23 protein-coding genes are annotated in these 26607 nt (G+C 68.9%); 16 read left to right on the plus strand and 7 right to left on the minus strand.

Annotation, left to right across the window (positions count from 1 at the left end):
• Positions 1-16 precede the first annotated feature (16 nt).
• The 4 genes from JRI60_RS06900 (at position 17) to ahcY (ending at position 4039) form a co-directional block, all read left to right on the plus strand.
• Positions 17-514 carry a nuclear transport factor 2 family protein gene (locus tag JRI60_RS06900; protein ID WP_204225051.1) on the plus strand — a complete coding sequence of 166 codons (498 nt, stop codon included), beginning with the start codon at positions 17-19 and terminating at the stop codon, positions 512-514.
• A gap of 145 nt (positions 515-659) precedes the next feature.
• Positions 660-1316, plus strand: a complete 657-nt coding sequence (locus JRI60_RS06905; protein ID WP_204225052.1) for a YceI family protein — start codon at positions 660-662, stop codon at positions 1314-1316.
• A 129-nt stretch (positions 1317-1445) separates the two neighbouring features.
• Entirely contained in the window at positions 1446-2615 is a 1170-nt protein-coding gene (metK, locus tag JRI60_RS06910) for a methionine adenosyltransferase (RefSeq protein ID WP_204225053.1), read from the plus strand.
• A gap of 116 nt (positions 2616-2731) precedes the next feature.
• On the plus strand, positions 2732-4039 hold the full coding sequence (gene ahcY / locus JRI60_RS06915) for an adenosylhomocysteinase (protein WP_204225054.1): 1308 nt from the start codon (positions 2732-2734) through the stop codon (positions 4037-4039).
• A 33-nt stretch (positions 4040-4072) separates the two neighbouring features.
• Here the strand turns inward: ahcY and JRI60_RS06920 are convergent, their stop codons facing one another.
• A complete protein-coding gene (locus JRI60_RS06920) occupies positions 4073-4660 on the minus strand; it encodes an NYN domain-containing protein (protein ID WP_204225055.1) in 588 nt (195 codons plus the stop codon).
• Positions 4661-4728: 68 nt separating this feature from the next.
• Between JRI60_RS06920 and JRI60_RS06925 the strand changes: the two genes are divergently transcribed.
• Complete coding sequence (locus JRI60_RS06925; RefSeq protein ID WP_204225056.1) at positions 4729-6750, plus strand: mucoidy inhibitor MuiA family protein; 2022 nt, start codon at positions 4729-4731, stop codon at positions 6748-6750.
• Between the two features lie 11 nt (positions 6751-6761).
• Positions 6762-8330, plus strand: coding sequence for a mucoidy inhibitor MuiA family protein (locus JRI60_RS06930; protein WP_204225057.1), 1569 nt, complete (start codon positions 6762-6764; stop codon positions 8328-8330).
• A 74-nt stretch (positions 8331-8404) separates the two neighbouring features.
• Here the strand turns inward: JRI60_RS06930 and JRI60_RS06935 are convergent, their stop codons facing one another.
• From JRI60_RS06935 to JRI60_RS06945, 3 genes are all read right to left on the minus strand, one after another.
• Entirely contained in the window at positions 8405-8647 is a 243-nt protein-coding gene (locus JRI60_RS06935; RefSeq protein WP_204225058.1) for a hypothetical protein, read from the minus strand.
• A 70-nt stretch (positions 8648-8717) separates the two neighbouring features.
• Positions 8718-9884: an MFS transporter gene (locus tag JRI60_RS06940; RefSeq protein WP_204225059.1), complete on the minus strand. Its 1167-nt coding sequence runs from the start codon at positions 9882-9884 to the stop codon at positions 8718-8720.
• Between the two features lie 74 nt (positions 9885-9958).
• The gene (locus JRI60_RS06945; RefSeq protein WP_204225060.1) at positions 9959-12358 is read right to left on the minus strand and encodes a DUF7594 domain-containing protein; all 2400 of its coding nucleotides are present in this window, start codon (positions 12356-12358) and stop codon (positions 9959-9961) included.
• Between the two features lie 339 nt (positions 12359-12697).
• Between JRI60_RS06945 and JRI60_RS06950 the strand changes: the two genes are divergently transcribed.
• The 5 genes from JRI60_RS06950 to JRI60_RS06970 all read left to right on the plus strand — a co-directional run bounded on the left by JRI60_RS06950 (position 12698) and on the right by JRI60_RS06970 (position 17956).
• Complete coding sequence (locus JRI60_RS06950) at positions 12698-13213, plus strand: RNA polymerase sigma factor (RefSeq protein ID WP_204225061.1); 516 nt, start codon at positions 12698-12700, stop codon at positions 13211-13213.
• A complete protein-coding gene (locus tag JRI60_RS06955; protein WP_204225062.1) occupies positions 13203-13928 on the plus strand; it encodes a hypothetical protein in 726 nt (241 codons plus the stop codon). Before JRI60_RS06950 ends, JRI60_RS06955 begins: the two co-directional genes overlap by 11 nt.
• A complete protein-coding gene (locus JRI60_RS06960) occupies positions 13883-15496 on the plus strand; it encodes a caspase family protein (RefSeq protein ID WP_204225063.1) in 1614 nt (537 codons plus the stop codon). Before JRI60_RS06955 ends, JRI60_RS06960 begins: the two co-directional genes overlap by 46 nt.
• Positions 15497-15598: 102 nt before the next feature.
• The gene (locus JRI60_RS06965) at positions 15599-16237 is read left to right on the plus strand and encodes a hypothetical protein (protein ID WP_204225064.1); all 639 of its coding nucleotides are present in this window, start codon (positions 15599-15601) and stop codon (positions 16235-16237) included.
• A gap of 180 nt (positions 16238-16417) precedes the next feature.
• On the plus strand, positions 16418-17956 hold the full coding sequence (locus tag JRI60_RS06970; protein ID WP_239470386.1) for a Do family serine endopeptidase: 1539 nt from the start codon (positions 16418-16420) through the stop codon (positions 17954-17956).
• Positions 17957-17974: 18 nt separating this feature from the next.
• Here JRI60_RS06970 and JRI60_RS06975 read toward each other — a convergent pair whose 3' ends face one another.
• Positions 17975-18466 carry a YchJ family protein gene (locus JRI60_RS06975; protein WP_204225066.1) on the minus strand — a complete coding sequence of 164 codons (492 nt, stop codon included), beginning with the start codon at positions 18464-18466 and terminating at the stop codon, positions 17975-17977.
• A gap of 82 nt (positions 18467-18548) precedes the next feature.
• Here JRI60_RS06975 and JRI60_RS06980 point away from each other — a divergent pair, with 82 nt between their 5' ends.
• The 5 genes from JRI60_RS06980 (at position 18549) to JRI60_RS07000 (ending at position 23409) form a co-directional block, all read left to right on the plus strand.
• Positions 18549-19442 carry an undecaprenyl-diphosphate phosphatase gene (locus tag JRI60_RS06980; protein ID WP_204225067.1) on the plus strand — a complete coding sequence of 298 codons (894 nt, stop codon included), beginning with the start codon at positions 18549-18551 and terminating at the stop codon, positions 19440-19442.
• A 2-nt stretch (positions 19443-19444) separates the two neighbouring features.
• Positions 19445-20011, plus strand: coding sequence for a CoA pyrophosphatase (locus JRI60_RS06985; RefSeq protein ID WP_239470387.1), 567 nt, complete (start codon positions 19445-19447; stop codon positions 20009-20011).
• A 251-nt stretch (positions 20012-20262) separates the two neighbouring features.
• Positions 20263-20646 carry a response regulator gene (locus tag JRI60_RS06990; RefSeq protein ID WP_204225068.1) on the plus strand — a complete coding sequence of 128 codons (384 nt, stop codon included), beginning with the start codon at positions 20263-20265 and terminating at the stop codon, positions 20644-20646.
• A gap of 19 nt (positions 20647-20665) precedes the next feature.
• Positions 20666-21991, plus strand: coding sequence for a sensor histidine kinase (locus tag JRI60_RS06995; protein ID WP_204225069.1), 1326 nt, complete (start codon positions 20666-20668; stop codon positions 21989-21991).
• Positions 21992-22245: 254 nt separating this feature from the next.
• Positions 22246-23409 (plus strand): hypothetical protein, encoded by a 1164-nt coding sequence (locus JRI60_RS07000; protein ID WP_204225070.1) that lies wholly within the window; start codon positions 22246-22248, stop codon positions 23407-23409.
• 12 nt (positions 23410-23421) lie between these two features.
• Here the strand turns inward: JRI60_RS07000 and JRI60_RS07005 are convergent, their stop codons facing one another.
• Both JRI60_RS07005 and JRI60_RS07010 read right to left on the minus strand, forming a co-directional pair.
• Positions 23422-25023, minus strand: a complete 1602-nt coding sequence (locus JRI60_RS07005) for an endo-1,3-alpha-glucanase family glycosylhydrolase (RefSeq protein ID WP_204225071.1) — start codon at positions 25021-25023, stop codon at positions 23422-23424.
• A 158-nt stretch (positions 25024-25181) separates the two neighbouring features.
• A complete protein-coding gene (locus JRI60_RS07010) occupies positions 25182-26606 on the minus strand; it encodes an MBOAT family O-acyltransferase (RefSeq protein ID WP_204225072.1) in 1425 nt (474 codons plus the stop codon).
• Position 26607 lies beyond the last annotated feature (1 nt).

The following is a 26607-nucleotide window of genomic DNA, read 5'->3' on the forward strand; positions in this document are numbered from 1 at the left end:
GAATCCATAGGAAAGCATGATGAACCGAAGAACACTGCTCGCCGCGGGACTCGCCATGGCCGCCATGGGGCTCGTGGCGTGTGAGCGTCCTGTCGAGCGCACGGACGTGGTGCATTGGATCGAAGCGTATGGCAAGGCCTGGGAGACCAAGGATGCCGACGCCGCGGTCCAGCTGTTCACAGAGAACGCCATCTATGAGGCCATCCCAGGCGTGAACGACCAGACCTTCGTGGGGCGGTCGGCCATCCACACCTATTGGGAGAACATCACGGCGGGCCAATCCGACGTGATGGTCCAGCATGGTGAGCCCCTCATGGAGGGCAATCGTGCCACGGTCGAGCTCTGGGTCACGATGCGTGTCCCCGCGCTGAATCCCGAGGGAGAGCACTGGGTCACGCTCATCGAGACGAACGTGCTCTATTTCGATACTGCTGACCAAGTTTCACGCAACGTGGAATATTGGAATCTGATCATGGGCAAGGTTTCGCCGCCCGCGGGCTGGGGTGCCGATTGAGAGGGTGTGGATGACTTCACAGCCCTCGATGTGTGCGGTATAGGTCCCGCCGTTCCATCGATGACCCGACTTTGTCCATGCGCGGCTTCGCGCTGCGTGGATGAAACCCCCGTCGTTCGCAGTCCCTACTTTGGAGAGAAACACCATGAAGCTGTCCCTGAAGCCCGCCGTTGCCGCCCTCGTGCTCGCCGCCCCCTCGCTCGCGTTCGCCACCGAGTATGAGATCGACACCGGCCACTCGAACGCCCATTTCTCCGTGAAGCACATGATGGTGTCCAACGTGCGCGGCGCGTTCTCGAAGGTGACCGGCAAGGCCAACATCGACGAGAAGGACATCACCAAGTCGACCGTGGAGGCCACCATCGACGCCACCACCATCAACACCAACGAGCCCAAGCGCGACGAGCACCTGCGCGGCACCGACTTCTTCGACACCGCGAAGTACCCCACCATCACCTTCAAGTCGACGAAGGTGGAGAAGGCCGGTGAGAACCTCAAGGTGTCCGGCAACCTCACCCTGCACGGCGTGACCAGGCCGGTGGTGCTGGACGTGGAGGGCTTCACCACGGAGTCGAAGGACCCCTGGGGCAACATCAAGCGTGGCGGTACGGCCACCACGAAGGTCAACCGCAAGGACTTCGGCCTGACCTACAACAGCGTCCTGGAGACCGGCGGCGTGGCGGTGGGTGAGGAGGTCGCCATCACCATCGACCTGGAGATGAACAAGAAGCAGGCCCCGGCTCCCGCGGCGGCGGCTCCCGCCAAGGCGGCCCCGGCCAAGTCTGCCAAGGACTCCAAGTAGTCCGAGCAGGTAGGGCAGTTGCCCAGAGGGGCCTCGGTTGGGGCCCCTCTTTCGTTTCAGGGTAGGGGCACCGTCACCCCTCACTTCCACGCGCGGCAGTGGCGCGCCTTTTCCCAAACAAACAAAGACATGCCGACCGACTACCTGTTCACCTCCGAATCCGTCACCGAAGGGCACCCGGACAAGATCGCCGATCAGATCTCCGACGGCGTGCTGGACGCCATCCTCTCCAAGGATCCGCAGGGCCGAGTGGCCGTGGAGACCCTGGTGAAGACGGGTCTGGCCATCGTCGCTGGCGAGGTGACCACCAACTGCTACGTCGACATCCCGAAGATCGTGCGCAGCACCATCTGCCGGATTGGCTACACCGATAGCTCGATGGGCTATGACGGCAACACGTGCGGAGTCATGGTGGCCATCGAGGGCCAGAGCCAGGACATCGCCCGAGGCGTGGACAACAAGAAGGAGCAGGGAGCCGGCGACCAGGGCATGATGTTCGGATACGCCTGCGACGAGACGCCGGAGTTCATGCCGGCGCCCATCCACTACGCCCACGCGCTCACCCGGCGCCTGGCCGACGTGCGGCGCAAGACGCACGACTGGCTGCGGCCGGACGGCAAGAGCCAGGTGACGGTGGAGTACCGCAACGGCCGGCCGGTGCGCATCGACGCGGTGGTGGTGTCGACGCAGCACTCGGAGGACGTGTCCAACAAGAAGATCCACGAGGCGATCCGCGAGGACGTCATCGCCAAGGCTCTTCCCAAGAAGCTCATCGACGCCAAGACGAAGATCTACATCAACCCGACGGGGCGTTTCGTCATCGGCGGTCCGATGGGCGACTCGGGCGTGACGGGCCGAAAGATCATCGTGGACACGTACGGCGGCATGGGCCGTCACGGTGGCGGTGCGTTCTCAGGCAAGGACCCGTCGAAGGTGGACCGGTCGGCGGCGTACATGGGCCGGCACATCGCCAAGACGGTGGTGGCGGCGGGACTGGCGCGGCGGTGCGAGGTGCAGGTGTCGTACGCGATCGGAGTGGCGGAGCCGGTGAGCGTGCTGGTGGAGACGTTCGGAACGGCGACGGTGCCCGAGGAGAAGATCCAGAACGCGATCCGGCACACGTTCGGCCTCAAGCCGCGAGAGATTACCGAGTACCTGGACCTGCTGAGGCCGATCTACCAGAAGACGGCGGCGTACGGGCACTTCGGGCGCTCCGAGAAGGAGTTCACCTGGGAAAGCACCGACAAGAAGGACGCGCTGCGTGAGGCGGTGGCGAGCCCCCGCCTGAAGGCCGTCTGAAAGAAGGACGTTGGCGGACCGTCAACGGTCTGCCGTCCCGGCTGTTGAAACGCGCGTGAGCCCCGGTAAGGCTCACGCGCGTTTTCTTTTTCCATCTCTCCAGAAGGAGTCTCTCCATGGCCAGGGTCGTGAGCCTCAAGAAGCCGGCGAGGAGAAGCCGTGCGCCGGTGCACGCGGACATCAAGGACCCCCTGCTGGCGGAGAAGGGCCGGGGCCGCATCGACTGGGCTGGCCGCACCATGCCGGTGTTGAGTCAGATCCGCGAGCGGTTCGACAGGCAGAAGCCGCTGAAGGGCGTGCGCCTGGCGGCGTGCCTCCACGTGACGGCGGAGACGGCCAACCTGGTCCTCGCCCTGAAGGCGGGTGGCGCGGAGGTGGCCCTGTGTGCCTCCAACCCGCTGTCCACCCAGGACGACGTGGCGGCCTCACTGGTGGCGGACCACGGCGTCTCCGTCTTCGCCATCAAGGGCGAGGACAACGACACCTACTACCGCCACATCCAGGAGGCGCTGAACACCCGGCCCCAACTCACCATGGATGACGGGGCGGACGTGGTGGGCGTGCTGCACAACGACCGGATGGAGCTGCTGGAGCACGTCATCGGCGGCACCGAGGAGACCACCACGGGCGTGGTGCGCCTGCGCGCGATGGCGAAGCAGGGCGTGCTGCGCTACCCGATCATCGCGGTCAACGACGCGAAGACGAAGCACCTCTTCGACAATCGCTACGGCACGGGCCAGTCCACCATCGATGGCATCATCCGCGCCACCAACCGCCTGCTGGCGGGCAGCGTCTTCGTGGTGGCCGGCTACGGCTGGTGTGGCCGCGGTCTGGCCATGCGCGCCCGGGGCATGGGCGCCGACGTGGTCGTCACCGAGGTGGACCCCACCACCGCGCTCGAGGCGGTGATGGATGGTTTCCGTGTGATGCCCATGAGCGAGGCCTGCAAGGTGGGCGATTTCTTCTGCACGGTGACGGGCAACATCGACGTCATCCGCCAGGAGCACTTCGAGAAGATGAAGGACGGCGCCATCGTCTCCAACTCGGGCCACTTCAACGTGGAGATCGACCTGAAGACGCTGCACCGGCTGGCCAGGAGCCGGATGATACTCCGCGACTTCGTGGAGGAGTTCACCCTGAAGAGCGGCAAGAAGATCATCGTCCTGGGCGAGGGCCGCCTCATCAACCTGGCCTCCGCGGAGGGCCACCCCTCGAGCGTGATGGACATGTCCTTCGCCAACCAGGCGCTCTCCAGCGAGTACATCCTGAAGAACCACGGCAAGCTGGAGAGGAAGGTCTACGCGGTGCCGCAGCTCCTGGACCAGGAGATCGCCCGGCTGAAGCTCAAGGCCCTGGGCGTGAAGATCGACAAGCTCACCCCCCAACAGGAGAAGTACCTGGCCTCCTGGGAAGAGGGGACCTGAAGCCACGGGCTCGCGTGGGCTCGTTGGAGCGAGCTACAGGAAGAGCGTGGGGTCGAACTCGTCCACGCGAACCGGGAGCAGGCGCGGCAGCGGCCGCTGGAACACCTTGGCGTTCATCTCGAGGTCCAGGATCTCCAGCCCGGCCGGGACGAGCTCGCGGAACCGCTGGCTCATGTACTCGCGCAGCCCGAGGATCGCCACCCGCCGCTTCTCCTCCAGCATCGTGCGCAGGGCTTCCGCGAAGTCGGTTCCATCGTGGCTGGCGAGCGCGACCGCCGCCTTGGGGCGCTGGGTGCGGATGGCCTCCAGGAGCTTGAGGATGCCCAGGTCCACCACCTTCTGGTCGGGCCGGCCGTAGAGGAGCGCCACCTCGCAGCCCGCCGTCTTCAGGGCCCGCACGAAGCCGATCATCACATCCGGCAACTGCTCGCTCCTGGCGTTCAGGACCACCACGCAGCGCACGGGCGTCGGAAAGTGGCTCTCACAGAAGGCCACCAGCCGATCGAACTGCACACGGTCCTGGGGCTCGGGCTTGCGTCCCACGACATTGGACACGGCCCAGTCGACGTTCTCCGCGTCGATGAGCACATAGGAAGCTGCGGGCGGGCGTGCGGAAGACATTGTCGGAGGATACCCGATGCCATGGGGGGCAGGTGACGGCACCTCGCCCGGAACGGTACAAATGGGCAATGCCTGTCCTCGGACTGTCGGCCCTGAGCGCGCTGTGGCTCGCCGCGGTGGATGCTCCCGTCACCTCGGTGACCGTCTACAGTGACCGGGCCCGCGTGGTGCGCACCGCGAAGGTGAGTCTCTCCGGTACCCAGCGCGTCGAGCTTCCCCTGCTGTATGGCGCGGTGGACCCCTCCAGCATCCGTGTGGAGGCCCAGGGCGCCGAGGTGGCCCGCGTGGACATCCGCTCCGTGGACTCCGAGTCCCTTCCCGCCACCGAGGCCCGCCGGCTCGTCACCGAGCTGGAGCGGCTCGATGACCGGATCGCCCAGGCCCGCGCCGAGCACGAGGCCTACGCCGCCCAGCTCTCCGCCCTCGGTCAGGTGCGGCCCGCCGTCACACAGGACGCCGTCGCCTCCAATCCCCAGGGGAAGCTCTCCCTCCAGGTTCCCTCCCGGCTCGATGCCTCCGGCTGGCGCGCCGCCACCGACTTCGTGGTCGAGACCACCGCCCGTCTCCAGGCGAAGCTGCGCGAGGTGTCCCAGCGTGAGGAGTCGCTCGAGCGCGAGCTCTCACAGCGTGTCCGGGAGGCGCGGCAGCTCGGTGCCACGCCCCCTCGCCCGGGCGTGGAGGTCATCCCCACCCTCTCGGGCCAGGGCCCCGCGACGCTCACGCTCACCTATGTCACCTCGGGCGCGCGCTGGTACCCCTCCTATGAGCTGCGGCTCGACCCCGCTTCCAACCGCGTGGAGGTGGCCTTCTCCGGGCGCGTCAGTCAGCGCACGGGCGAGGACTGGGAGGACGCCGCGCTCACGCTCAGCACCGCCCTCCCCGCCACCGCCACCACCGCGCCCAGGCTCGCCACCTGGAAGATCGGTCAGCGCGAGCGCTTCATCCCCACGCCCGCCCCGGTCGCCGACTCCTGGCGCGCTCCTCCGTCCACGCCTCCTGCTCCTCCCCAGGCGCCCGACGAGGACGAGCGCCTCCGCTCCCGTCTCCTCGCGCTCACCGTCCAGACCAGCCCGGCGCCGCAGCCGCCAGCCGAGGCCGAGCGGACGCGCACTCCGCCCATTCCGCGGCAAGCCCCGGCCTCCACGGGTGACAGCACCATCATCGGCACCTTCGTGAACGCGGAGGACAAGAAGCCCCCTCCGACCACCATCGAGATGGGCTCCACGGTGACGGGGGGGAAGGAGGACTCGGAGTTCATCCAGCGCATCGCGGTGAACCGTCCCGGCGGCAAGGGTGGCGCGACTCGCTCCTTCGAGAGCCTCGCCGAGCTCGCCCCCGGGTCCAGTGGTGGGTACGGCGTCAGCGGCGGCGGCTCCTGGTCTCCGCCTCCGGTGGACGTGCCCGTGGGCCTCGCGCCGCCGGAGGGCTGGCGGCGGCCCGTGATGGAGCCGGACCTGCCCGCCTCGCTCGCGGGCGGCCATGCCCTGGCCTTCCCCGCGCAGCGCCGCGAGACGGTGCGCAGCGGTGGGGGAGAGCGGCGCGTGCCCCTCTTCACCGAGACCTGGCCCGTGCGGGTGGAGCGCAAGCTGTACCCCGCCCTCACCCCCAATGCCTTCCTCGTGGCGGAGCTGCGCAGCCCGTCCCGGCAGGTGATGCCCGGCGGCGAGGCGCAGCTCTTCGTCGGAGCGGACCCCGCGGGCCAGGCCCGGCTCACCCTGGTGTCGCCGGGCGAGCCCTTCACCCTGCCGCTCGGCGTCGACGCCGCGGTGCGCCCGGTGCGCAACGTGAAGCTCATGACCTCCGAGAAGGGCTTCATCGGCAAGGACGAAATCACCGAGTACCTCGTCACCATCGAGGTGGCCAACCCGTACCCCTTCGCCCTCCCGGTGCGCATCCACGACCAGTGGCCGCTGTCGCGCAGCGGTGACGTGGAGGTGAAGCTCGTGCGCACCGAGCCCTATGCCGAGCAGGACAAGGACAAAGGCACGTTGATGTGGCGACTGATGGTGCCGCCCTCGGAGAAGACGGCGGTGTCCTTCCTGTACACCGTCCGCCACCCCAAGGGCTGGCGCCTGGAGCAGTACCAATAGGAGGAGCCGCCATGCACACCCTGCCCTTGATGATGCTGGCGCTCGCCGCCCCCGCGAAGGTGTCCTCCGTCGTCGTCTACCTGGATCGCGCCCAGGTGACGCGGGTGGAGTCGGTGCCGTGCTCCGGCCACGCGCTCGCCGTCTTCGAGTCGGTGCCGCCCGCGGCGGACCCGGCCAGCTTCCGCGCCCGCTCCGACGACGCCACCGTGGAGAGCCTCGTGGCCGAGGAGCGCTCCCTGACGAGTGATTTCGGCCCCGAGCACGAGGCGCTGCGCAAGAAGCGCGAGGCCTTGGAGCGCGAGATGGCGGAGCTGGTGGACGCCCGTGCGCGCGCGGAGGCGCTGCGCAAGCTGGGCGCGGGCCTCGGCGACATGGCCGTGCAGCGGGTGACGCTCGAGCTCGCCGAGCCGAAGCCGGACACCCGTGCATGGGCCTCGGCCTTCGACGCCGCGCTGGACACCCGGCTGCGCGCCGCCTCCGACGTGGCGGCCCGGACCGCCCGCATGCGCGAGGTGCAGCGGGAGCTGGACTCGCTGCGCGAGCGGGCGGCGTACCTCGAGGCCTCGGCCGCGCGCCTGGAGCGCCGGGTGGAGGTGAGGCTGGCCTGCCCCAGCGAGGGCCGTGCCCGCGTCGAGCTGCAGTACGTGGTGGGCGGCGCGGGCTGGACTCCCGTGTATGAGGCTCGCGCCGACGAGGCGGGTGGCCAGGTGGAGCTGTCCACCTTCGCCACCGTGCGCCAGGCGACTGGCGAGGACTGGAGCGGGGTGCGGCTGGTGCTCTCCACCGCCCGGCCGCGCGCCAACGCGGAGCCGCCGCAGCTCGAGCCCCTGACGCTGAGTGCCAGCGAGCGGCCCGATGAGCGCAAGGTGCTGGTCCGGCGCGATGAGCGGCAGGAGCACGCGCGGGCGGGCGGGCAGGTGCTGGCGGAGACGGAGGGCGCCCTGCGCGCGGCCTCACAGGGCGTGTCCGTGCAGCTCCTGGTGCCCGAGCTGGCGCAGGTGTCCGGCAATGGCACCGCCGTGCGGCTGCGCGTGGCTCGCACGAGGATGAAGTCCTCCTTCTCCTGGAACACCGCGCCCAAGCTTCACCCGGTGGTGTTCCGCGTGGCCAACCTCGTCAACGGCGCTCCCTTTCCGCTGCTGCCGGGCCCCGTGGATATCTTTCGCGCCTCGGGTTTCATCGGCCGGCAGGTGCTGGAGCAGGTGCCCCAGGGCGGCGCCTTCCAACTCACCTTCGGCATCGAGGAGTCGCTGCGCGTGGAGCGCGTGGTGGTGGAGGAGATCGCTCGCGACGAGGGCCTCTTCGGCGGCCGGCGCCGCTTCCGCTACGCCTACCGCTTCAACCTCGCCAACTACCGCGAGCGCCCCGAGGTGGTGGAGCTGGCCGAGCACATCCCCGTCTCCGAGCTCGACGACGTGAAGGTGGAGCTGGACAGGGAGAAGACCACCGGCGGCCATGTGTTCGACTCGGTGGACGGCATCGTCTCCTGGAAGGTGTCGCTCGCTCCCGCCGAGCAGCGCTCGGTGGTGCTCTCCTTTCACGTGGATGTGCCCACCAGCTACGACATGAGCGGGCTGTAGGCACGGGGTGGAGTACGGGGCCGGGTACCCTCACCCCTCCCCTCTCCCGGCGGGAGAGGGGAGGGTGGCGACCGTTACTCGATGAGGCCGCAGTAGACGCGGCCCTGTTTGTCACACTCCACGAAACCGGGGCTCGTGAGGGAATCCACCTTCCAGTAACAGACCATCTGCCCGCTGCACGCGACGGTAGAGCCCTCGCGGCACTGGACGGACACACCGCAGGGACCGGTTTCCATTCCATACGCATATGCGGCGAGCGGAACGAGGACTCCCGCGGCGGTGATGGCCACTGCGAGGAACGCAACGAGCTTGGACATGGAACTCCCCTTCTTCTGGGACTGCGGGTGGTCCGGTATTTTCTAGCTCACTGGCAGTGAAGCGACAAACTCAGGCGGCGCTTCGCGGCGTGAGCTTCAGCAGCGTCTCGTGCAGCAGACACAGCAGCGCCGCCGCCACCACGGTCACCCAGCCAACCAGTCCCAGCCCGAAACGCGCCGCCAGCACTCCCGCCAGGCTCGGCAGGGCGGCGGCTCCCAGCATCGCGGCGCTCACCTGGAAGCCGACCGCATGGGCCGCGTAGCCCGCCCCCAGCCGGCCCGGAGTCCGTGACATCAACGTGGGATAGATGGGCGCCAGACTCATGCCGATCAGCAGCAGCCCCCCAAGGCTCGCCAGCGTCGGCCCGAACGCGAACAGGGCGCTGCCGGCCACGGCGCTCAGTATGCTGAAGCGCAGCAGGCGATCCGGCCCCAGCCGCTCCACCACGAAGCCCATGAAGACCCGCCCCACCGCGAGACTCCCCCAATACAGGCCCGTCCACGTTCCGGCCAGCTCGGCCGGCACGGCGCGTGCCTGGGTGTACAGCGTGAAGCACCACTGCCCCGCCGTCACCTCCAACCCCGTGTACACGAAGAAGATGACGATCTGCAGCCACACCATCGGGTGACGCAGGGCCTGGCTGGCACTGGTCGGCGCATCCGAGCCGTCCGCACCGGGGGTCCCCTCTGTCTTCCAGGACGCCCGGGTCGCTCCGAAGGTCAGCGCCATGAGCAACAGCATCGCGCCGATGATCGCGTACCCCCAGCGCCACGAGCCGCTTCGGACGAGCATGGCCGTCATCACCAACGGACCGAGCATGGCGCCGAAGCCGTAGCAGGCGTGCAGCCAGTTGACGTGCCGCACCGGGAAGTGACTCGCCGCATAGGCATTGATGCCGGAGTCGATGGCCCCCGAGCCCAGGCCGATGAAGGGCGTGCACAGGAGGAACAGCGGCCACATCGGGGCAAGCGAGTACCCGAAGAGGCTGAGCGCGACGAGCGCGCTGCTCACCGTCAACAGGGTGCCCACGCCCAATGCCTGGACGAGTCTCCCGGCGACGAGGCCCGACAGGAAGTACCCCGTGCCCGTGCCCACCAGCACCATTCCGAGCCCGCTCAGCGGCAGGGAGAACGTCTCGCGCACGGACGGCCACGCCACGCCCAGCACCGCGTCCGGCAACCCGAGGCTGATGAAGGCCAGGTAGGCGATGGCGAGCAGCAGGGGGCGGGGATTCATCCGTGTCACATTCACCTCTCTCACGTCGGGGCCTCGAGCAGGGTTCGGCCCCGACGTTCTACCAGCCGCGAAGCCTACGGCTTCAACTGGAAGTAGAGCAGGTCGGAGTTCCCTCGCGGCGTATAGGTCGTCCCGTCGTGTTGGATGGGCGTGCTGAAGGTGCCGCCCACCAGCACCTGTCCCCAGGCCTGGGGCACCAGGATGAGCTGGGGCTGGCCGAATGCATCCCCGATGTCCGGGTCGAAGGAGCGAGACCAGCGGTGGGCTCCCGTCTCGGTGTAGCTCGCCACGAAGGGGCTGGGGATGGGACCCCCGAGCGTTCCACCGCCCAGGTCATAGGTGAGCCCCTTGCCGGTGACCGTGAGGAAGTTGTCCGCCACGAGGAGCCCCTGGAGGGTGACGAGCCCCGGTTGACGGAGCCACTGGTCGGTGCCCGTCAGGTTCTCCATCGAGCCGAAGAAGCCGCTGACGTTGTCCGCGTAGTACAGGTCGTCCGGATCGCCTCCCGTGTACGTCCGCCCTCCGAAGGTGAAGCTCCCGCCCAGGTTGGCGGCGAAGTACACGAAGCGCGGCTGCTTGTACCGGAGGGTGTTGATCTCTCCAAAGACCCCGGGGAACAGCCGCTTCCATTGGAGCGCTCCGGAGGCGCTGTACTTCGCGATGAAGGCCCCGGCGCTCGCCACGGGTCCATCACCGAGGTCGTTGTCCTTGTTCACCCTGCCGCCGATGAGGGCGTTGCCTTCCGTGTCGAGCGCCACGGCGCGGATCCGCGTCGGGTCCTGGGAAGGCTTCGCCTCGAGGGCCCGCGACCAGACGTGCTGCCCCTCGTTGGTGAATCGGACGACGAAGCCACCCGGGAAGGGGTCCTCGTTGTAGACGCTGGCGAGGCCCGCGAAGAGCGTTCCTCCCCCGAAGTCCACCTCGCCGTAGAAGGTACCCACGACGGTGAGGCCGTTGCCCAGGGCATCGACGGTCACCGCCTCCGGGGTGACCGGCCAGTGCTCGAGCGTCCCCTCGGACGGACGCAGGTAGGTGGCGGCGAACCCCCGGGCCCACTCGGTCTGCCCGGTGGGGGAGAACTTCGCGATGAAGAACGCGTTGGACCAGCGGCCGCTGTCGGGCAGCGGGCCCGTTCCCAGGTCCGGCGAGCCTCTGTAACGGCCCACCACGAAGAGGGTGCCGTCACGCGTGACGGAGAGTGCCCGCACCAGCAGGTCCTCCGTGGTCACCTGACGGGTCCACACGGGCGTACCGTCCGCGGCGTAGCGCGCGAGGGCGAACCCCTTGCCGTTCGGGAACGGCGCGTCTCCGAAGAGGCCCGCCGCCACGAAGTTCCCGTACGTGTCGGTGGCCATGGCCAGCAGCTTCTCGATGCCCGCGCCGCCGTAATGCCGTGTCCACCCGGTGGAGCCACCGCCCGTGCCCCGGTAGGAGCAGTAGGGCTGGGACTCGAGCGTGATGCTCAGCCGCGGACGCAGCTCGTACGAGGGCGAGTCCGCCGAGACGAAGTCCACCCCGTTGGTGGACTCGGGAACGAGGCCGAAGCTGTAGATACCGTGGGTGGTCGTCACCAGGCTCGACACGTCGTACTCCACCCAGGTGTTGGCCTCGATGGCGCCGAGATTGCCCACCGGAGCACCGATGAGCGCCGGGCGGGTGTTCCAATCGAAGTCCTGGGAGCCCGAGGCGGGCCAGTCATCGCTGGCGCGGTAGAGCAGCGGCCCGTCGGGGGAAGCGTCGGTGGCGTAGAGCCGCAGCTTCGCCTGCCGCACCCGCCACTCATCGGAAGAGCCGTAGCGGAACTGGAGGAAGGTCTCCAACCGGTCGGGTGCCGAGTCCACGAGCAGCCGCGGCTCGCTTCCGAAGCGGCGCGTGGGCTGGCTCTGGGAGGCGTAGGCGTCGTAGGTCGCCTGGGGGTCGAAGATGCTCGTGGCGGTGCGCGGCATGCAGTCGGGTTCGGACGCCACGGTGAGGACGAGCTGGGGCCGGCGATCCTCGCGGCTGTTCTCGCTCGAGGCGAAGCTCACCGAGTCGTTCGAGGTGCCCACCAGGGTGAAGTGGAGCGTGCCGTTTCCGCGCACCGCGCTCGTCACGTTGTATTCCACCCAGGAGCCGCTGGAGATGGCCCCCCCGGCATCCAGGACGCCGCCGCTCGTCCCGGGATGATTGCGGAACGTGATGCCATCCTCCGTCCACTCGGGTTGGGAGGAGAACACCCTCGGCCCGCTCACGCCGCCATTGGTCACGTACAATCGCAGCGTCGCCCGCGTCACCGTCCCCGTCACCCCCGTGACGTCGAACCGCAGGTAGGACCACTCCTCGGGCGAGAGGTCCACGCGCAACGAGTCGGCGCCACCGAAGTTCGCCGCGTCGGCGGACTGGCTCACGTAGGCGTCCGCGATCGCCCCGAAGGTCAGTGTCGTGGCCACCTCCTGCTTCAAGACGACAGGCGTCTGGGGCACTGGGAGGTTCATTGCCCGCTCTTCCGGCTCAGGGCCGGCGCAGTGGGTCAACAACATCAATGCCGTCACTCCCCCTCCACACCTCGTCTTCCACGACCCCCGGTACTTCATGTGCTGCCTCCCTGGGCGATTCACCCGCCGTGCGGCCGACATGCACTCGATGTGCCCTGAGGCTTTTCCGTCAAAAGGGTGCCTTGGAGTCCCGGTGCTTCACCTGGGAGTGACTTCGTGGGAAGGAGGCGCCCCCAGGTGTGAAGAGGTTTGCCAGGGCAGGGAAGAATCCTGGGAAAATGAGGGTGAAAATCCCCGTGTCCGCGGATTCGCGCTCGCGTGTCTTCTGGCTGTAGCGCCATGACTCCCGCTCCTCCGACCGACATCTCCACGCTCTACCGGCGCCACGTCGCGCTGGTGCGCAACTGCGCGTTGCGCATCCTCGGAGAGCCCGCCGCCGCGGAGGACGTGGCGCAGGAGGTGTTCATCCGCTTCCTGCGGCACCGTGACCGCAGTGGCAACGAGCGGGACACGGCCGCGTTCCTCTACAAGACGAGCACCCACCTCTCCATCAACCGGCTGCGCGACGCGCGTCGCCGGGACAGCCTCCAGCAGATTCACGGGCCCCAGGGGGAGCCGGAGAGCCCCCGCTCGCCCGAGGACGGGCTGGCGCTGCGCAAGGTGCTCGCCGAGGCGGACGCGGAGCAGGCCCAGATCGCCGCCTGCTACTTCATCCACGGCATGGAGCACGAGGAGATCGCCGAATTGCTCGGCATCCCCCGACGTACCGTGGGCCGGCGTCTCGAGAAGTTCCGCGAGCACGCCGAGCGGATGCTGCAAGGCGTTCACAGGAAGGAGGCCCCCCATGCCGGCTGAGTTGTTTCCCAGGTCGAAGCCCTCCAGTGACTGCCTGTCGGGCTGGTCCGTCTCGCAGCTCGCGCTCGGACTGTTGCGCGCCGGGGAGGTCGCCCCGGCCGAGGCGCACCTGACGGGCTGCGCGCACTGCCGCCAGCGGGTGGACGAGGAGCGCGCCCAGGTGCGTGCCGCCGCGTTGGAGCGGATTCCGGAGGAGCTTCAGCGGGCCTCCGCCACCGCCTCCCAGGGCCCGCGCCGCGGATGGGCTTTCTGGACCTGGGTGCCCGCGCTCGCGGCCGTGACCGCCGCCGCGTTCCTGCTCGTCCGCCCGATGGCGGGCGTGGACGTTCCCGGAGCGACGCTGCCCGGGGAGCAAATCAAGGGCACCGCCTCGCTCGACGTGGCGGTGATGCGGGAGGGGGTGCTCGCGTTGGAGGATGTCCCGGCGGAGCAGGTGGAGGGCCTGCGCGCGGGCGACCAGCTCCGACCGCGCGTGACTGGCGCCCTCCCGTCCGACTGGCTCATCCTTCAGGGAGACGAGGAGGACCGATGGACGACGTACTTCGAGGGACCCGTGCCCGCCGACGGCTGGCTGCCGGTGGCCGCGCTCGTCACTCCGGATGGGAGGACGCGGCTGCGCCTGCTGACGTGTCCCACGAGGCCCCCGTCCGGGGCCGCGCTGGAGGAGGCGTGCCACGAGCGCGTCTACGAGTGGCAGGTGGCGGGCGTGCCCTGAGCCTCGGCGCCCGGGGCCTCGCCGCCGCCGGGATGCTGCTCGCGCTGCTGGCCGCGACTCCCTCGCACGCGGGGGAGTCGCGCTATGCGTTGCTCATCGGCGCCCACCGTGGAAACGCGGATGAGCCGGTGCTGCGCTACGCGGGCTCGGACACCGAGCGGCTGCGCGACGTGCTCGTCAGCCTCGGGGACTTCCTGCCCGAGAACGTGCTGGTGCTGGCCGACCCGAACGCGGACCGCGTGCGCACCGCGCTGGCGCGCATGAACGCGCGCATCCGCGAGGAGGTGGCGCACGACCGCTCCAGCGTGCTGCTCGTCTTCTATTCGGGCCACGCGGACGCCGAGTCGCTGCACCTGGGTGGCACGCTGCTGCCGTGGGAGGAGCTGCGCAACCTCACCTCCGGCTCCGCCGCGGCGGCGCGGCTGCTGGTGGTGGACGCGTGTCGCTCCGGCCAGGCCACGCGCGTGAAGGGCACCCGGCTGGCCGCGCCCTTCGCGCTGCCTCCGGACGTGGAGACGCGCGGCATGCCCGAGGGCTTCGCCATCCTCTCCTCCTCGTCGGCCGGAGAGAACGCGCAGGAGTCGGATGCGCTGCAGGGCTCCTTCTTCACCCACCACCTGGTGGCCGCGCTGCGCGGCATGGCGGACCATGGAGGGGACGGGCTCGTCAGCCTGGCCGAGGCGTACCAGTACGCCGCCGACCGCACCGTGGCCAGCACGGTGGCGACGATGGGCGGCGTGCAGCACCCCACGTACCTCTATGACCTGAAGGGCCGCTCGGAGCTGGTGCTCACGCGGCCCGGACGGGTGCGCGGGCTCGCGTCGGTGCGGCTGGCCGAGCCGGGCCAGTACTTCTTCCGCAAGGAGCGGCGCGAGGGCCCGGTGGTGCTGGAGGCGAACATCTCCCGCGAGGCGCGCACGGCGCGGCTCATGCCCGGGCGCTACTTCGTCCAGCGCCGGTTGCCGGACCGGCTCTACGAGGCCCCGGTGCAGGCTGGGGGCGAGCAGTCGGTGGACCTGTCGGCGGCGCCGTGGAGCGTGGTGGAGCTGGACCAGCTGGTGCGCAAGGGCGGCGGTCCGAGCACCTCCTATGCGCTGAGCGTGTGGGGCGGCGGTGGTTCCGGCGTGCTGGAGGGCTTTCCCTTCACCCCGGCCGCCTCGGTGCAACTCTCCCTGGACACGGCGGCCCTCACGCTGGACGCGCAGGTGGAGCTGGCCCGGTCGGTGCTCGTCAGCGAGGGCCTCGAGCGACAGCTCACCGCCACGGCGCTGCGGGCGGGCGCGCGCAAGGTGTTCGACCTGGGCGCCTTCTCGCTGTCGGGCGGCGTGCGGCTGGGCGCCACGTACTTCGACCAGCGCTTCTCCGGACGCCTCGCTCCCCCGCGCTGGCAGCTCTCGCCCCACCTGGACACGCTGGTGCGCGCCGACGTGCGCCCGACGCGCGGCTTCTTCCTCGGCGTGGAGGCGGGTCTGCGCGCCTCCTATGTGCGCGTCTCCTCGGAGCAGGCCCCCAGCGCGCGCACGCCCGTGACTCCCGTCTTCGCGCTGGGCGCCGGCATGCGCTGGTGAACCGCGCACCGCGTCTGTCCGCGGAAAATGGCTCGTGGGTCTCCTGGACAGAACACGGCGCGCGGCTCCGAAACCCGCGCCCCATGACAGGAGAACGAAACCATGAACCGCCCCATGAAGAGCCTGGCCCTGCTGCTCGCCCTCGGTGGTACCGCCTGCGGAGTCGAGCTCGCCGACGGCTCGTACACCGGTGAGGCCCGCTTCAAGGTGACCGGCGAGGTGCAGTCGCTCTCGCCCGTCGAGCAGAAGGGCAAGACGCGCGTCGCCCTCGCCTGGGACAACTGGGCCCGCAGCGGTGACATCACCTTCTTCCAGAGCGTGGAGGTCAACAGCAAGAACCCTCCGTTCGGCTACGAGCTCCGCCTCCTGGAGAACCCCGAGCCCCAGGCCCTCAACAACTTCCAGACCGGCCTGGTGGGCACCGCCTACGTCTCCGTCTACGAGGACGTGAACGGCAACGGGAAAGCCGACGATGGCGACGTCATGCGGGGGCTGGCGCCCGGGCACATCGTGCTCTTCGTTCCGGAGATCACCCCTCTGCTCAAGGAGACGCTCCGCGAGTGGGGCCGCATCGTCAACCTGGACGACCTGAAGCCCGGCTACAACCTGGCGCGCGGCATCTGCGCCGAGGGCAAGCCCGATAGCAACAGATTCGACGACCTGAGGATTGTCGCCGACGAGCCCGTGCCGGTGGCCTCCGTGGAAGAGGCGAACACGAACGGCTGCCTCAACTTCCACTGAGGCCCTCGTACCGGAGGGCAGGGGAGCGAGCGGGCGGGGGCCTCGATGCCCGCTCTCCATCGAGTGCCGTGTGGTTGTCAGTCCATGCGGTGTCCGCATCTTCCCCCCAGGGAGGATGTCCTTTCCATGAAGCTCGCCCGCTCGGCTTTCCTGCCACAGTTCGTTCTGTTCAATGCCCTCATGCTCGCGGTCGCGAGCGGGTGTGAGGCGCGCACCTGGGAGCCCCAATCCCCGTCCAGCGGCTCCGCTCCCCCCGCTCCGGCGGCGCAGGGCACCCAGCCGGAGAAGAGCACTCCGCCTCCTTCATCTTCCCAGGAGCCCGGACAGGGGACGGGTGGCGCGGGGGCGCAACAGCCGCAGCCACAGCCGCCGCAGCAGCTCCAGTTTCCGGCCGCGGCGGGCGGGTCGGGGCAGGCGCCTCAGTCCATCGCGGATCTGGTCGACGCCGTGAAGGACACGGTCGTCAACGTGGATGTCCAGGCTCGCACGCCCGCCGCTCCCGAGGGGATGCCGGGTGATCTCTTCGAGCGTTTCTTCGGTGGGCCCGGCGGACCCGGTGGTGTCGAGCCCCGCGAGCGCATCCAGCAGGGCGAGGGCTCCGGCTTCATCATCGACGCCAGCGGGCTCATCCTCACCAACAACCACGTGGTGGAGAACTCCGTCGACATCCGCGTCCGCCTCAACGACGGCCGCGAGTTCGACGCCAAGGTGCTCGGGAGGGATCCGCTCACCGACCTGGCCCTCATCAAGCTCGAGGGCAACGTGGGGAACCTGCCGGTGGCGAGGCTCGGGGACTCGGACCAGATTCGCGTGGGCGATCCCGTGATGGCCATCGGCAACCCGTTCGGGCTCACCTCCAGCGTCAGCGTCGGCATCCTCTCGGCCCGCGCCCGCGACATCCAGGCCGGCCCCTACGACAACTTCCTGCAGACGGACGCCGCCATCAACCCGGGCAACTCGGGTGGGCCGCTCTTCAACATGCGGGGCGAGGTCGTCGGCATCAACAGCGCCATCGTCGGCGGTGGCACGGGCATCGGCTTCGCCGTGCCCTCCAACATGGCCAAGGCGCTCCTGTCCCAGTTGCAGAAGGGGAAGATTCAACGTGGCTGGCTGGGTGTGTCGGTACAGGACCTCACGGCGGATCTCGCCAAGGCGCTCAACGTGCCGGCGCGCAAGGGCGCCATCGTCACCGATGTGCAGCCGGATACCCCGGCCGCCAGGGCCGGTCTGAAGCAGGATGACGTCATCACCGCCATCGAGGGCACGGCCGTCGAGACCTCGCGCGGTCTCACCCGCGACATCGGCTTCCGCCCTCCGGGCGAGGCGGTGAAGCTGACCGTCTACCGCAACGGCAAGTCGCGGGAGGTGCAGGTGAAGCTGGGCGAGCGCCCGGACCTCGAGGGCATCTCCTCCGCTCCCCAGAGCGAACGCGAGGAGGAGGACACCGGCCACAAGCTGGGTCTGCGTCTCCAGGACGTGGACCCGCGCATGGCCCCGGGCGTCAGGCAGGGCGCCATGGTCGTCGACGTGGACCCCGGCTCGCCCGCGGATCGCGCGGGTCTCCAGCCCGGCATGGTCATCGTCGAGGCCGGTGGCAAGCAGGTGCGCAGCCCTCGTGAGTTCGCCCAGGTCGTCCGCGGCGCGAAGTCCGGCTCCTCGCTGTTGCTGCGCATCCAGATCGGTGAGAACCGTGTGCTGCGGGCACTCACGATTCCTTAGAACGGGGGCGAGGTACCCTCACCCCGTCCCTCTCCCGGAGGGAGAGGGGAAGGTGGCGAGCGTGAGGGTCTCGGGGGGCACGGAGAGTTGGTTCGGCGCCAGGTTCTCCCCGCTCAGGTAGCGCCAGCCCGTTCCATCGTGCCGGAACTCCGACCGCTCCACGAACGAGCGGTCCTTTCCCTTCTCGAAGATGCGCGCGTAGAAGAGCACCACCGCCGCTCCCGTCTCGTCCGGTGGTTGCCGGTCCAGCACGTGCAGCCTCGGGTACTTGTGGCCGCTCGCCACCGCTCGCAGCTCCCGCAGCATCTCCTCCTTGGGTCTCGCGCGGTCCGGGTGCTCCGGGTGCAGCGTGCGCCACAGGTACTCCACCTCCCGCAGGGCGAAGGCGCTGTAGCGCGAGCGCATCAGGGCCTCGGCGTCTGGTGCTTCCGCCTCACCTCGGTGGTAGCGGGCACAGCACTCGCGGTAGCGCAGGCCGGACGAGCAGGGACAGGGTGGGGCTGGGGGCATGGACACGTTCCCGGACGACAGGGCCCGTGCGAAGGCCCTTGCTGCCCCGGAGGGTAGCGCATACATCCACTTCCCCACACGTATGAGTCTCCTTCAAGCCATCGTCCTCGGGCTGGTCCAGGGTCTGACCGAGTTCCTGCCCATCAGCTCCACCGCGCACCTGCGCATCGTCCCGGAGCTGCTCGGCTGGCCCGACCCGGGCGCCGCGTACTCGGCCGTCATCCAACTCGGCACCGTGGCCGCCGTCCTCATCTACTTCCGCAGGGACCTCCTCACCCTGGGCAAGGCCTTCTTCCAGGGTCTCGCCCGGCGCGAGCCCTTCGCCACCACCGAGTCGCGCCTCGCCTGGTTCGTGCTCATCGGCACCCTCCCCATCGGCATCCTGGGACTGGCCTTCAAGAAGAGCATCGAGGGCTCGCTGCGTTCACTCCACGTCATCTCCGCCAGCCTCATCGTCCTGGCCATCGTCCTCTTCATCGTGGAGCGCCTGGCCTCCCACAAGCGCACCCTGGACGACATGCGCTGGCGGGACGGGCTCATCGTGGGGCTGTGGCAGGCGCTGGCCCTCATCCCCGGCTCCTCGCGCTCGGGCACCACCATCACCGGCGGCCTGTCGCTGGGACTGCGGCGCGAGGACGCGGCGCGCTACTCCTTCCTGCTCTCCATCCCCGCCACCACCCTGGCCGGCATCTTCGAGCTCAAGCACCTCATGGAGGCCACCGAGCGCCCCTCGGCCCTGGCCCTCTGGACGGGCACGCTGGTGGCCTTCGTCTCGGGCATGGCCGCCATCGCCTGGTTGTTGAGCTATCTCCGCAGCCGCTCCACGCTCGTCTTCATCGTCTACCGGGTGGTGCTGGGCGTGGTGCTGCTGGTGCTGTTGAATAGGGGCGTGCTCCACCCGTTGTCCGGAGTGGAGAACGTGGATACCCAGAAGAAGTCCCTCCAGGTCCCCGTGGAGAAGCAACTGACGGAGTAGCCGTGGATCCCCTCTTCGACGTCCTGGAGACCCGCCTGGCCTCCCGGCCCCCCCGGGCCCTGAATCTGCCCGGGCTCGTGATGCGCGAGGCCGCGGTGCTGGTGCCCCTCCTCGTGCGCGAGGGCACCCCGCACATCCTCTTCACCAAGCGGCCCACCACGCTGCGTCACCACGCCGGCCAGTACTCCTTCCCCGGCGGCTCGAGGGACCCGGAGGACCCCACCCCCCTGCACACCGCGCTGCGCGAGACGCGGGAGGAACTGGGCATCGACGTGTCCGGCGTGCGCGTGCTCGGCGCCCTGGACGAGGTGCCCACCCTCACCGAGTTCCGCATCCAGCCCTTCGTCGGCGTCATCCCCCAGGGCGTGGAGTACCGGCCCAGCCCGGACGAGGTGGAGTTCATCCTCGAGGTGCCCCTGGCCGAGCTGATGAACCCGGCCATCCTCCGCTCGGAGCGTCGCAGTGTGCGGGGTGTGGAGTACGAGGTGGACTTCTATACGTACGGCTCCCACGTCATCTGGGGGGCTACCGGCCGCATTCTCCGCAATCTGCTGCGCCTGGCCTCGTAGTCCGTCCACCGCACGGGGAGCGGTTCTGATATGGTTCCGGGAGTTCAAGACCTTTCCCGATTCCCCCCAATGCGTTCGCGCCCCCCGTCGTTCGCACTCCACCTCTTCGTGAATGAGCCAGGCTGGCCGCTCGCCTGCCTGGCGCTCCGTGGAGCACTCGTTCCGTTGCTCCTGCCGCGTCCAGGGACGAAGAACCCTCGACGTGTGGTGTAGCGTGGAGCCCCAACGAGCCGGTGTGGCCCGGAGCCCCCATGGCCAGGATTCTCATCGTCGACGACGAAGTACATGTGGTCGGTGCCCTCCGCCGGTTGCTGCGGCGCGAGGGCTTCTGCATCGAAGTGGCGCTCAATGGCCAGGAGGCCCTCGAGAAGCTCGCCACCTTCGAGGCGGATGTCGTCATCTCCGATTTCCGCATGCGGGGGATGAACGGCCTGGAGCTGCTCGGGCAGGTGCTGCGCGTGGCGCCCAGGTGCGTCCGGGTGCTCATCTCGGGTCACGCGGACCTGTCCTCCGGTAGCAGCTCGCACCCCGGGGTCATCTCCCACTTCATCAGCAAGCCCTGGGATGATGAGCGCCTCGTCGCCGACGTTCGCGCCCTGCTGGGTGGCCAGGGCCCCGCCCCCTCGGGAGTGTGAGCGCTTCGGGGGTGTGACCATGGATGCTCGACCCACGCAGGCGCTCCTGGAGGCGGATCCAGAGCAGGTGCACCAGGGCATCCAGGCCATCGTGGGACTGGGTCCGGCCGTGTTCAACCTGGCGCTGGTCGCCTGGTTCTGGGGCCAGTGGCGCGTGATGTTCGTGCAGCTGGGCGTGGCGATGGTGCTCGCCTTCAGCAACATGGTGGTCGCCGAGTGGGTGGCCGCGCGGCTCGGCCGCTCCGTGGCGGAGACGGCGCGGATCCTGGTCAACGTGGTGGGCATCGCCGTGAGTGGGGCCACGGCCCACTGGCCCGCGCTGGTGTGGATCTTCGTGCCCTACAACCTGCTCTGGTTCTACGGCATGGACCGGTGGGTCCGCGCCCGCGCGGCCATGTACCTGGTGCTGGTGGACGTGGTGGCGTTGTCGACGGGGGCCGAGCCGGGCATGGCCCTGGCCTTCAGCCTGCTGGGCATCTTCGGCTTCGTGCTGTCCGAGCGGCGCGCCTCGCTGATGCGCGGGGCGCTCAACCAGGTCCTGCAGCAGCGCGAGCAGTTGGAGAAGGCCCACCAGGAGATGCAGCAGCTGCACCAGCGGGCCATCGAGCAGGAGCGGCTCACCAGCCTGGGCATGCTGGCGGCGGGCGTGGCGCATGAAATCAACAACCCGATGAGCTTCGTGACGAGCAACGTCAACTCGATGCTCAGGGACTTGCGTGACGAGCAGCACCTGTCCGAGACGATGAAGGAGTACGTGGACGACGTGCTGCCGGCCACGCTGGACGGCATCAAGCGGGTGAATTCCATCGTCTCGGATCTGCGCCGCTTCGCGCGGGGAGACCCCGAGGCCCACGTCGGTTTCGACTTCGACGCCGAGGTGGAGATGGCGCTGCGCATCGCGCACGGGCAGCTGAGCCACGTCCGGGTGCAGAAGGAGCTGGGCGGGACGGGGACGGTGGTGGGGCGCCCGCGGCAGATCGTCCAGGTGCTGGTGAACCTGTTGGTGAACGCGGGGCAGGCCACCGCGCCAGGCGGCGTGGTGCGCGTCACCACGTCCCGCGACGAGTCCATGGTGCGGGTGGACGTGCGGGACACGGGCACGGGCATGTCCGAGGAGACGAAGCGCCACCTCTTCGAGCCGTTCTTCACCACCAAGCCGCCCGGCGAGGGCACGGGGCTGGGGCTGTCGGTGGTGCACGGCATCGTGAAGTCCCACGGGGGCCACATCGAGGTGGAGAGCGAGCTGGGCAAGGGCACCTGCTTCTCGCTCCGCCTGCCCCTGGTGCCACTGCTGCTCGCGTACGAGCCGTCCTCGGACGGGGGGATGCGGCGGCGCACGAGCTGAGGGGGTGACACGGTGCGCCTCGGGTTGGCGGAGAGCGAGCGGGCGAGGGTATGCTCTCCTGTGTGACCTCCAAGCGTTGCACGCCCGGTAGGAACTCGTGACTTGGATTGAAACCCCGGGTCCGGGCAGTTTGGAGGGAAACCGTCGCGAGGACTTTCCGCATGAACATGGCCTCCCCCCTCAGCGTGCCCCGTCCCGGATTGGATTCCTCCCTGGTCGAGGAACCTTCCGGGACCGATGCACGCTGTCCCCGGATGGCCATGGATCGGGCGCTCGCTCGTTACACCACGCTCCTGCGGGTGATGCGCTCGCCGCGCTGGAAGCGGCTGCTGCGCGCGCACGTGGAGCAGCTCCGGGAAGCGCGCGAGTTGGAGCCCTCCGTCGATGCGCTGCTGGCCGACGGGGAGGAATGCTCGCTTCGCACGTTGCGCTCGCGGCGTGAGCGGTTGGAGGTGCTCGCGCGCAAGCGGCTCGCCCACTTCACCCGGCAGGGCGGGGCCTCGTTGAGGGAGGTGCTCGGCCGTCTGGAGACGCTGGTGCGCGAGCCGCTGCCCCAGCCCCCCGGCCGTGATGAGCCGGTGCTGCTCGAGGGCACCCAGGGCTGGCGCCAGCTGCTCTCCTGGCCCGGCTCGTGGGTGTTCGTGCTGCTCGCCATCACCAACCGCCACGGGCTGGAGCGCTATGGCAACCCCGCCCCCCTGCTCGTCGCTGGTGGGGCCTTCTTCCTCTACTTCCACCTGCGGTGCTCCGGGCGGTTCTGGCTCACCGCGAAGCGGCTGATGTGGCAGCCGCGCTTCGGCGAGCCGGTGCAGGTGTCGCTCCAGTCCATCGCTCCGGGTGGCATCTCGGCCCTGCCAGCCTGGGGCGAGGTGAAGGTCGAGGGAGATCGCACCCTCACCGTGCGCCACGCGGGCCAGGCGGGCCTGCTGACGGCGATGCTCGATCTGCACCGCCGCTCGCCCTTCCTCGGCGCGGTGGATGGCACGCCGAGGGTGAACGACGTGTCCGTGCTCCCGGCCTGGCGCGCCCCGGAGGCCGCCAGCCCCGAGTCGCGGCCCGAGCCCGGGGTGGCGGTGCTGCGGCCCGGGTATGCCGCCTTCCTTCCGTCCCGCCGCTACGCCGAGGTGTTCCGCAGCCTCGCGGGTCTGGAAGCCCGCAGCCCCGAGGCGGATGTGACCGTGGAGCTGCTGGTGGAGCAGATGCGGCTGCTGTCCGAGACGGAGTTCGACGTGCGCATGCGGCAGGCCGTGCTCGCCAGTGGCGGAGAGCTGTGGCTGGCCGAAGAGGTGCGCTCGGGCTCGGCTCCGGAGGGCGAGCGGATGTACAGGCTCGGCGCCCGGGGCATGGGCATGGAGATGCGGGCCGAGCCGGCGCAGGTCGAGGCGACGGACCGCATCGTGAGCCACTGGGTGGCGTAAGCCGCGGCGCCGCTACGGGAGACGATCCTGCGGCAGGTTGTTCTGCACTCCCGAGACCACCGGGCGTGAGGAGCTTCCCGCGCGATACAGGAGGTCCTGCCAGACGATGGGCGAGCGCGTCCGGAAGGCGCTCGTGAGGTTGAGGACCGCCGTGCCACTCCTGCTCAGCTGGAAGGAGGGCTGGTTGTTCGCGTACAGCGGCGCGTCGAAGAACTGCGGGCCCGCGGCGACATCGGCGGCGTAGGCGGTCCCGCCCGAGGTGATCTGCACGCGCCCGCTCGACTTGAGCATGCCCAGGATGAAGACCCGGTCCACGAGGGCCACACCGTTCTTCGAGGCGGTGGGCTTGGCCTGCTGGGTCGTATCGTAGGGCTCGGTGCTCAGGTGCATGCGATGCGAGTAGTAGAGGACATCGCGCACGATGACCGGCTGCTGGCGGGTCTTGAACCAGGTCGAGTAGTAGGCCGTCAGGTCGTAGAACGCGTACTGCACGGCCGAGTTGGGCCGCAGGGCGTGACCCTCGTAGTGGTCATTCCAGGTGAGGATCTGGACCATCTTCACGCCCGAGTCGATCGCCGCCTTCCAGGTGTTGTACTGGGTCTTGAAGCCCGCCGTTTCCGTGGTGATGGAGTTGGTGGGGCGGTTGTCCGTGTGGCTGACCGGCGGAGAGTAGGGGACGCCGTTCTGGTCGCCCCAGGCCTTCAGGGTGTTGATGCCATTGAGCGGGTTGGAGGTGTAGGGGAGGTTGTCCCAACGCGAGAAGGTGGCTCCCACCATGAAAGGCTTCAGCGCGTTGCGATTGGCTTCCGAGGGGTCGAGCAGCGTTCCCCACAGCACCGCGTCCATTCCATGCACGGTCTTCAGCTGATCGAAGAACTGCTGGTACCAGGTGGCCGGCAGGGCCTCGGGCCGGAAGCTGCCCACCACGTACTTGCCGTTGAGCTTCCTCCATGAAGCGCGGTTCTTGAAGGTCGCGAGGTCGTCGGCGCGCTGGCGAGGCTCGTTCGCCCCGCTGCCGGTCGAGAGGATGTGACTGTCGATGTTGGGGATGACGTAGAAGGGCGCGGCCGGATTCTCGGCGTTGAACTCGTCGGCCGCGTTGAAGAGGTCCGTCAGCCACTTCCAGCGGTTGTCGGTGGTCCGGAACCAGAGGTTGAAGAGGAAGCCATCGACGCCCGCGGCGGCCGCCGTCTGGATGTCCGTCTTCATGTCCCGCTTGCCGTAGTCCGTCTCCAGCGCGGGGACGGCGAGGATGGGAACGGGCCGATCGCGCAACCAACCGCCAATGGACGCATAGGTGCCCGTCGGTTTGAGCCAGTTGGTGTAGTTGTCGTAGTACTGGCCCGAGCTGGAGCCATAGCTGCGCAGCGGGAAGTTGTGCCAGTGGGCGAAGACCTTGTACTCGCTGGTGGCGAGGTCCGCGCGTGCCGGCATGTCGAACGGCAGGAGCGCGTTGTTCAGCTCGAACGAGGCCTTGGTGGCCAGGGCCGAGCTTCCGGAGCCCTCCGTGCCTTCCTCCAGGCCGGTCGTCTCATCGGGAGGGGCGCAGGCCGACACGGCCGCCGCTCCCGCGAGGAGAAGGAAGAGACCGTGCTTCAATCGGGAAACACTCACGCTGAACAAGGGATGGCTCTCTTTCTGAGAAGATGAACCCACTCACGAACCGATGAGGCCAATCCTGGAAAATCCAGTGAAGGCCGGGATTCGTTCTAATGAGGGGTCCTCTTCGCCCGCGTCCCAGAAAAGTGGAGGGACGGGGCCGGGAGAGCGGCTCAGAACTGGAAGTAGACGTACGGGCGCGCTTCCACCGACGTCAGGTGACGCACGCCCAGGCCCACCAGCACGAGCACCACCGCGCGCACCGGCACCGGCATCCGCACGAAGAGCTCGCCCGCCTTGTGGAAGAGGCTCAGCGGCGTCACGTGGCTCACCGCCGCCACCGCCAGCATCGTCCAGACGAGCGTGCTCACGTTGGCCAGCCCCATGCTGCCCTCGAACAGGCGCGCGTACATTTCGCCCGCGTGCTCCAGGGTGGGCGAGCGGAAGACGACGCGCGTGAGCACCACCACGGTGAAGGTGGCCACCAGTCCGAGCCCCGCGCGCACCTTCGCCATGGGGCCTTCCTTCGGCGGCTTGCCCGTCACCCACCACCACACGCGGATGACCGCCTCCATCGCGCCATGCGCGAGGCCCCAGATGGCGAAGCGCCAGTCCGCCCCGTGCCACAGGCCGCCCAGCCCCATGGTGATCATCAGGTTGAGCAGCGCCCGGGGCTTGGAGACCCGGTTGCCGCCCAGCGGCCGGTAGAGGTAGTCGCGCAGCCACGTGGACAGGCTGATGTGCCAGCGGCTCCAGAAGTCGAACAGGTTCGTCGCCAGGTACGGGCGGTTGAAGTTCTCCTCGAACTTGAAGCCGAAGAGCGCCGCCGTGCCGATGGCGATGTCCGAGTACGCCGAGAAGTCGAAGTACAGCTCGAAGCTGTAGGCCACCGCCGCCACCAGGCACTCGGCCGAGGTGTACGCGTCCGGCGAGCCGAAGACGGGGTCCACCAGCCCGCTGCCCAGCACGTCCGCGATGACGAGCTTCTTCACCATGCCCATCGCGATGCGGTACATGCCCCGGCCCCCCTCCTCGGCCGTCAGCGAGGGCGTGTCGTCGAAGCGCTCGATGAGGTGCGAGGCGCGCACGATGGGGCCCGCCACCAGGTGCGGGAAGAAGAGCAGGTAGAGCAGGTGCTCGAAGTAGGTGCGCTCCTGCTGCACCTCACCCCGGTAGCAGTCCACCACGTAGCTGATGGCCTGGAAGGTGAAGAAGGACAGGCCCACCGGCAACAGCAGCCCGAAGGGCTCCGTGCGCACGTGGATACCCAGCGGAGCGAGCAGCACCACCAGCGTCTCGCGGAACATGTCCGCGTACTTGAAGGTGCACAGCACCCCGAGCGTGCTGACGATGGCCACCGTCACCAGCGTCTTGCGCACCCCAGGTGACTGCGAGCGCCGGAAGCCCTTGATGCACAGGTGGTTGATGCCCGTGGCCACCGCGAAGAGCAGCAGCGGCAGCGGCGTCCACATCGAATAGAAGATGACGCTCGCCACCATCAGCACGCCCAGCCGCGCCCACTTGTGCTGGTGCACCGCCCAGTAGAGGGCGAAGACGACGGTCAGGAAGAAGGCGAACTGGAGGCTGTGGAAGTACACG

This window comes from Archangium violaceum, assembly GCF_016887565.1.
GTDB classification, from domain to species: domain Bacteria; phylum Myxococcota; class Myxococcia; order Myxococcales; family Myxococcaceae; genus Archangium; species Archangium violaceum_B.

Excerpts from the sequence above, each read along its gene's own strand:
- JRI60_RS06965 (WP_204225064.1), top strand. The coding sequence starts at position 15,599 with ATGAACCGCCCCATGAAGAGCCTGGCCCTGCTGCTCGCCCTCGGTGGT.
- JRI60_RS06980 (WP_204225067.1), top strand. The coding sequence starts at position 18,549 with ATGAGTCTCCTTCAAGCCATCGTCCTCGGGCTGGTCCAGGGTCTGACC.
- JRI60_RS06940 (WP_204225059.1), bottom strand. The coding sequence starts at position 9,884 with ATGAATCCCCGCCCCCTGCTGCTCGCCATCGCCTACCTGGCCTTCATC.
- JRI60_RS07000 (WP_204225070.1), top strand. The coding sequence starts at position 22,246 with ATGGCCATGGATCGGGCGCTCGCTCGTTACACCACGCTCCTGCGGGTG.
- JRI60_RS06970 (WP_239470386.1), top strand. The coding sequence starts at position 16,418 with ATGCTCGCGGTCGCGAGCGGGTGTGAGGCGCGCACCTGGGAGCCCCAA.
- JRI60_RS06900 (WP_204225051.1), top strand. The coding sequence starts at position 17 with ATGATGAACCGAAGAACACTGCTCGCCGCGGGACTCGCCATGGCCGCC.
- JRI60_RS06930 (WP_204225057.1), top strand. The coding sequence starts at position 6,762 with ATGCACACCCTGCCCTTGATGATGCTGGCGCTCGCCGCCCCCGCGAAG.
- JRI60_RS06935 (WP_204225058.1), bottom strand. The coding sequence starts at position 8,647 with ATGTCCAAGCTCGTTGCGTTCCTCGCAGTGGCCATCACCGCCGCGGGA.
- JRI60_RS06990 (WP_204225068.1), top strand. The coding sequence starts at position 20,263 with ATGGCCAGGATTCTCATCGTCGACGACGAAGTACATGTGGTCGGTGCC.
- JRI60_RS06950 (WP_204225061.1), top strand. The coding sequence starts at position 12,698 with ATGACTCCCGCTCCTCCGACCGACATCTCCACGCTCTACCGGCGCCAC.
- JRI60_RS06920 (WP_204225055.1), bottom strand. The coding sequence starts at position 4,660 with ATGTCTTCCGCACGCCCGCCCGCAGCTTCCTATGTGCTCATCGACGCG.
- JRI60_RS06995 (WP_204225069.1), top strand. The coding sequence starts at position 20,666 with ATGGATGCTCGACCCACGCAGGCGCTCCTGGAGGCGGATCCAGAGCAG.
- JRI60_RS06945 (WP_204225060.1), bottom strand. The coding sequence starts at position 12,358 with ATGAACCTCCCAGTGCCCCAGACGCCTGTCGTCTTGAAGCAGGAGGTG.
- ahcY (WP_204225054.1), top strand. The coding sequence starts at position 2,732 with ATGGCCAGGGTCGTGAGCCTCAAGAAGCCGGCGAGGAGAAGCCGTGCG.
- metK (WP_204225053.1), top strand. The coding sequence starts at position 1,446 with ATGCCGACCGACTACCTGTTCACCTCCGAATCCGTCACCGAAGGGCAC.
- JRI60_RS06905 (WP_204225052.1), top strand. The coding sequence starts at position 660 with ATGAAGCTGTCCCTGAAGCCCGCCGTTGCCGCCCTCGTGCTCGCCGCC.
- JRI60_RS06955 (WP_204225062.1), top strand. The coding sequence starts at position 13,203 with ATGCCGGCTGAGTTGTTTCCCAGGTCGAAGCCCTCCAGTGACTGCCTG.
- JRI60_RS06925 (WP_204225056.1), top strand. The coding sequence starts at position 4,729 with ATGCCTGTCCTCGGACTGTCGGCCCTGAGCGCGCTGTGGCTCGCCGCG.
- JRI60_RS06975 (WP_204225066.1), bottom strand. The coding sequence starts at position 18,466 with ATGCCCCCAGCCCCACCCTGTCCCTGCTCGTCCGGCCTGCGCTACCGC.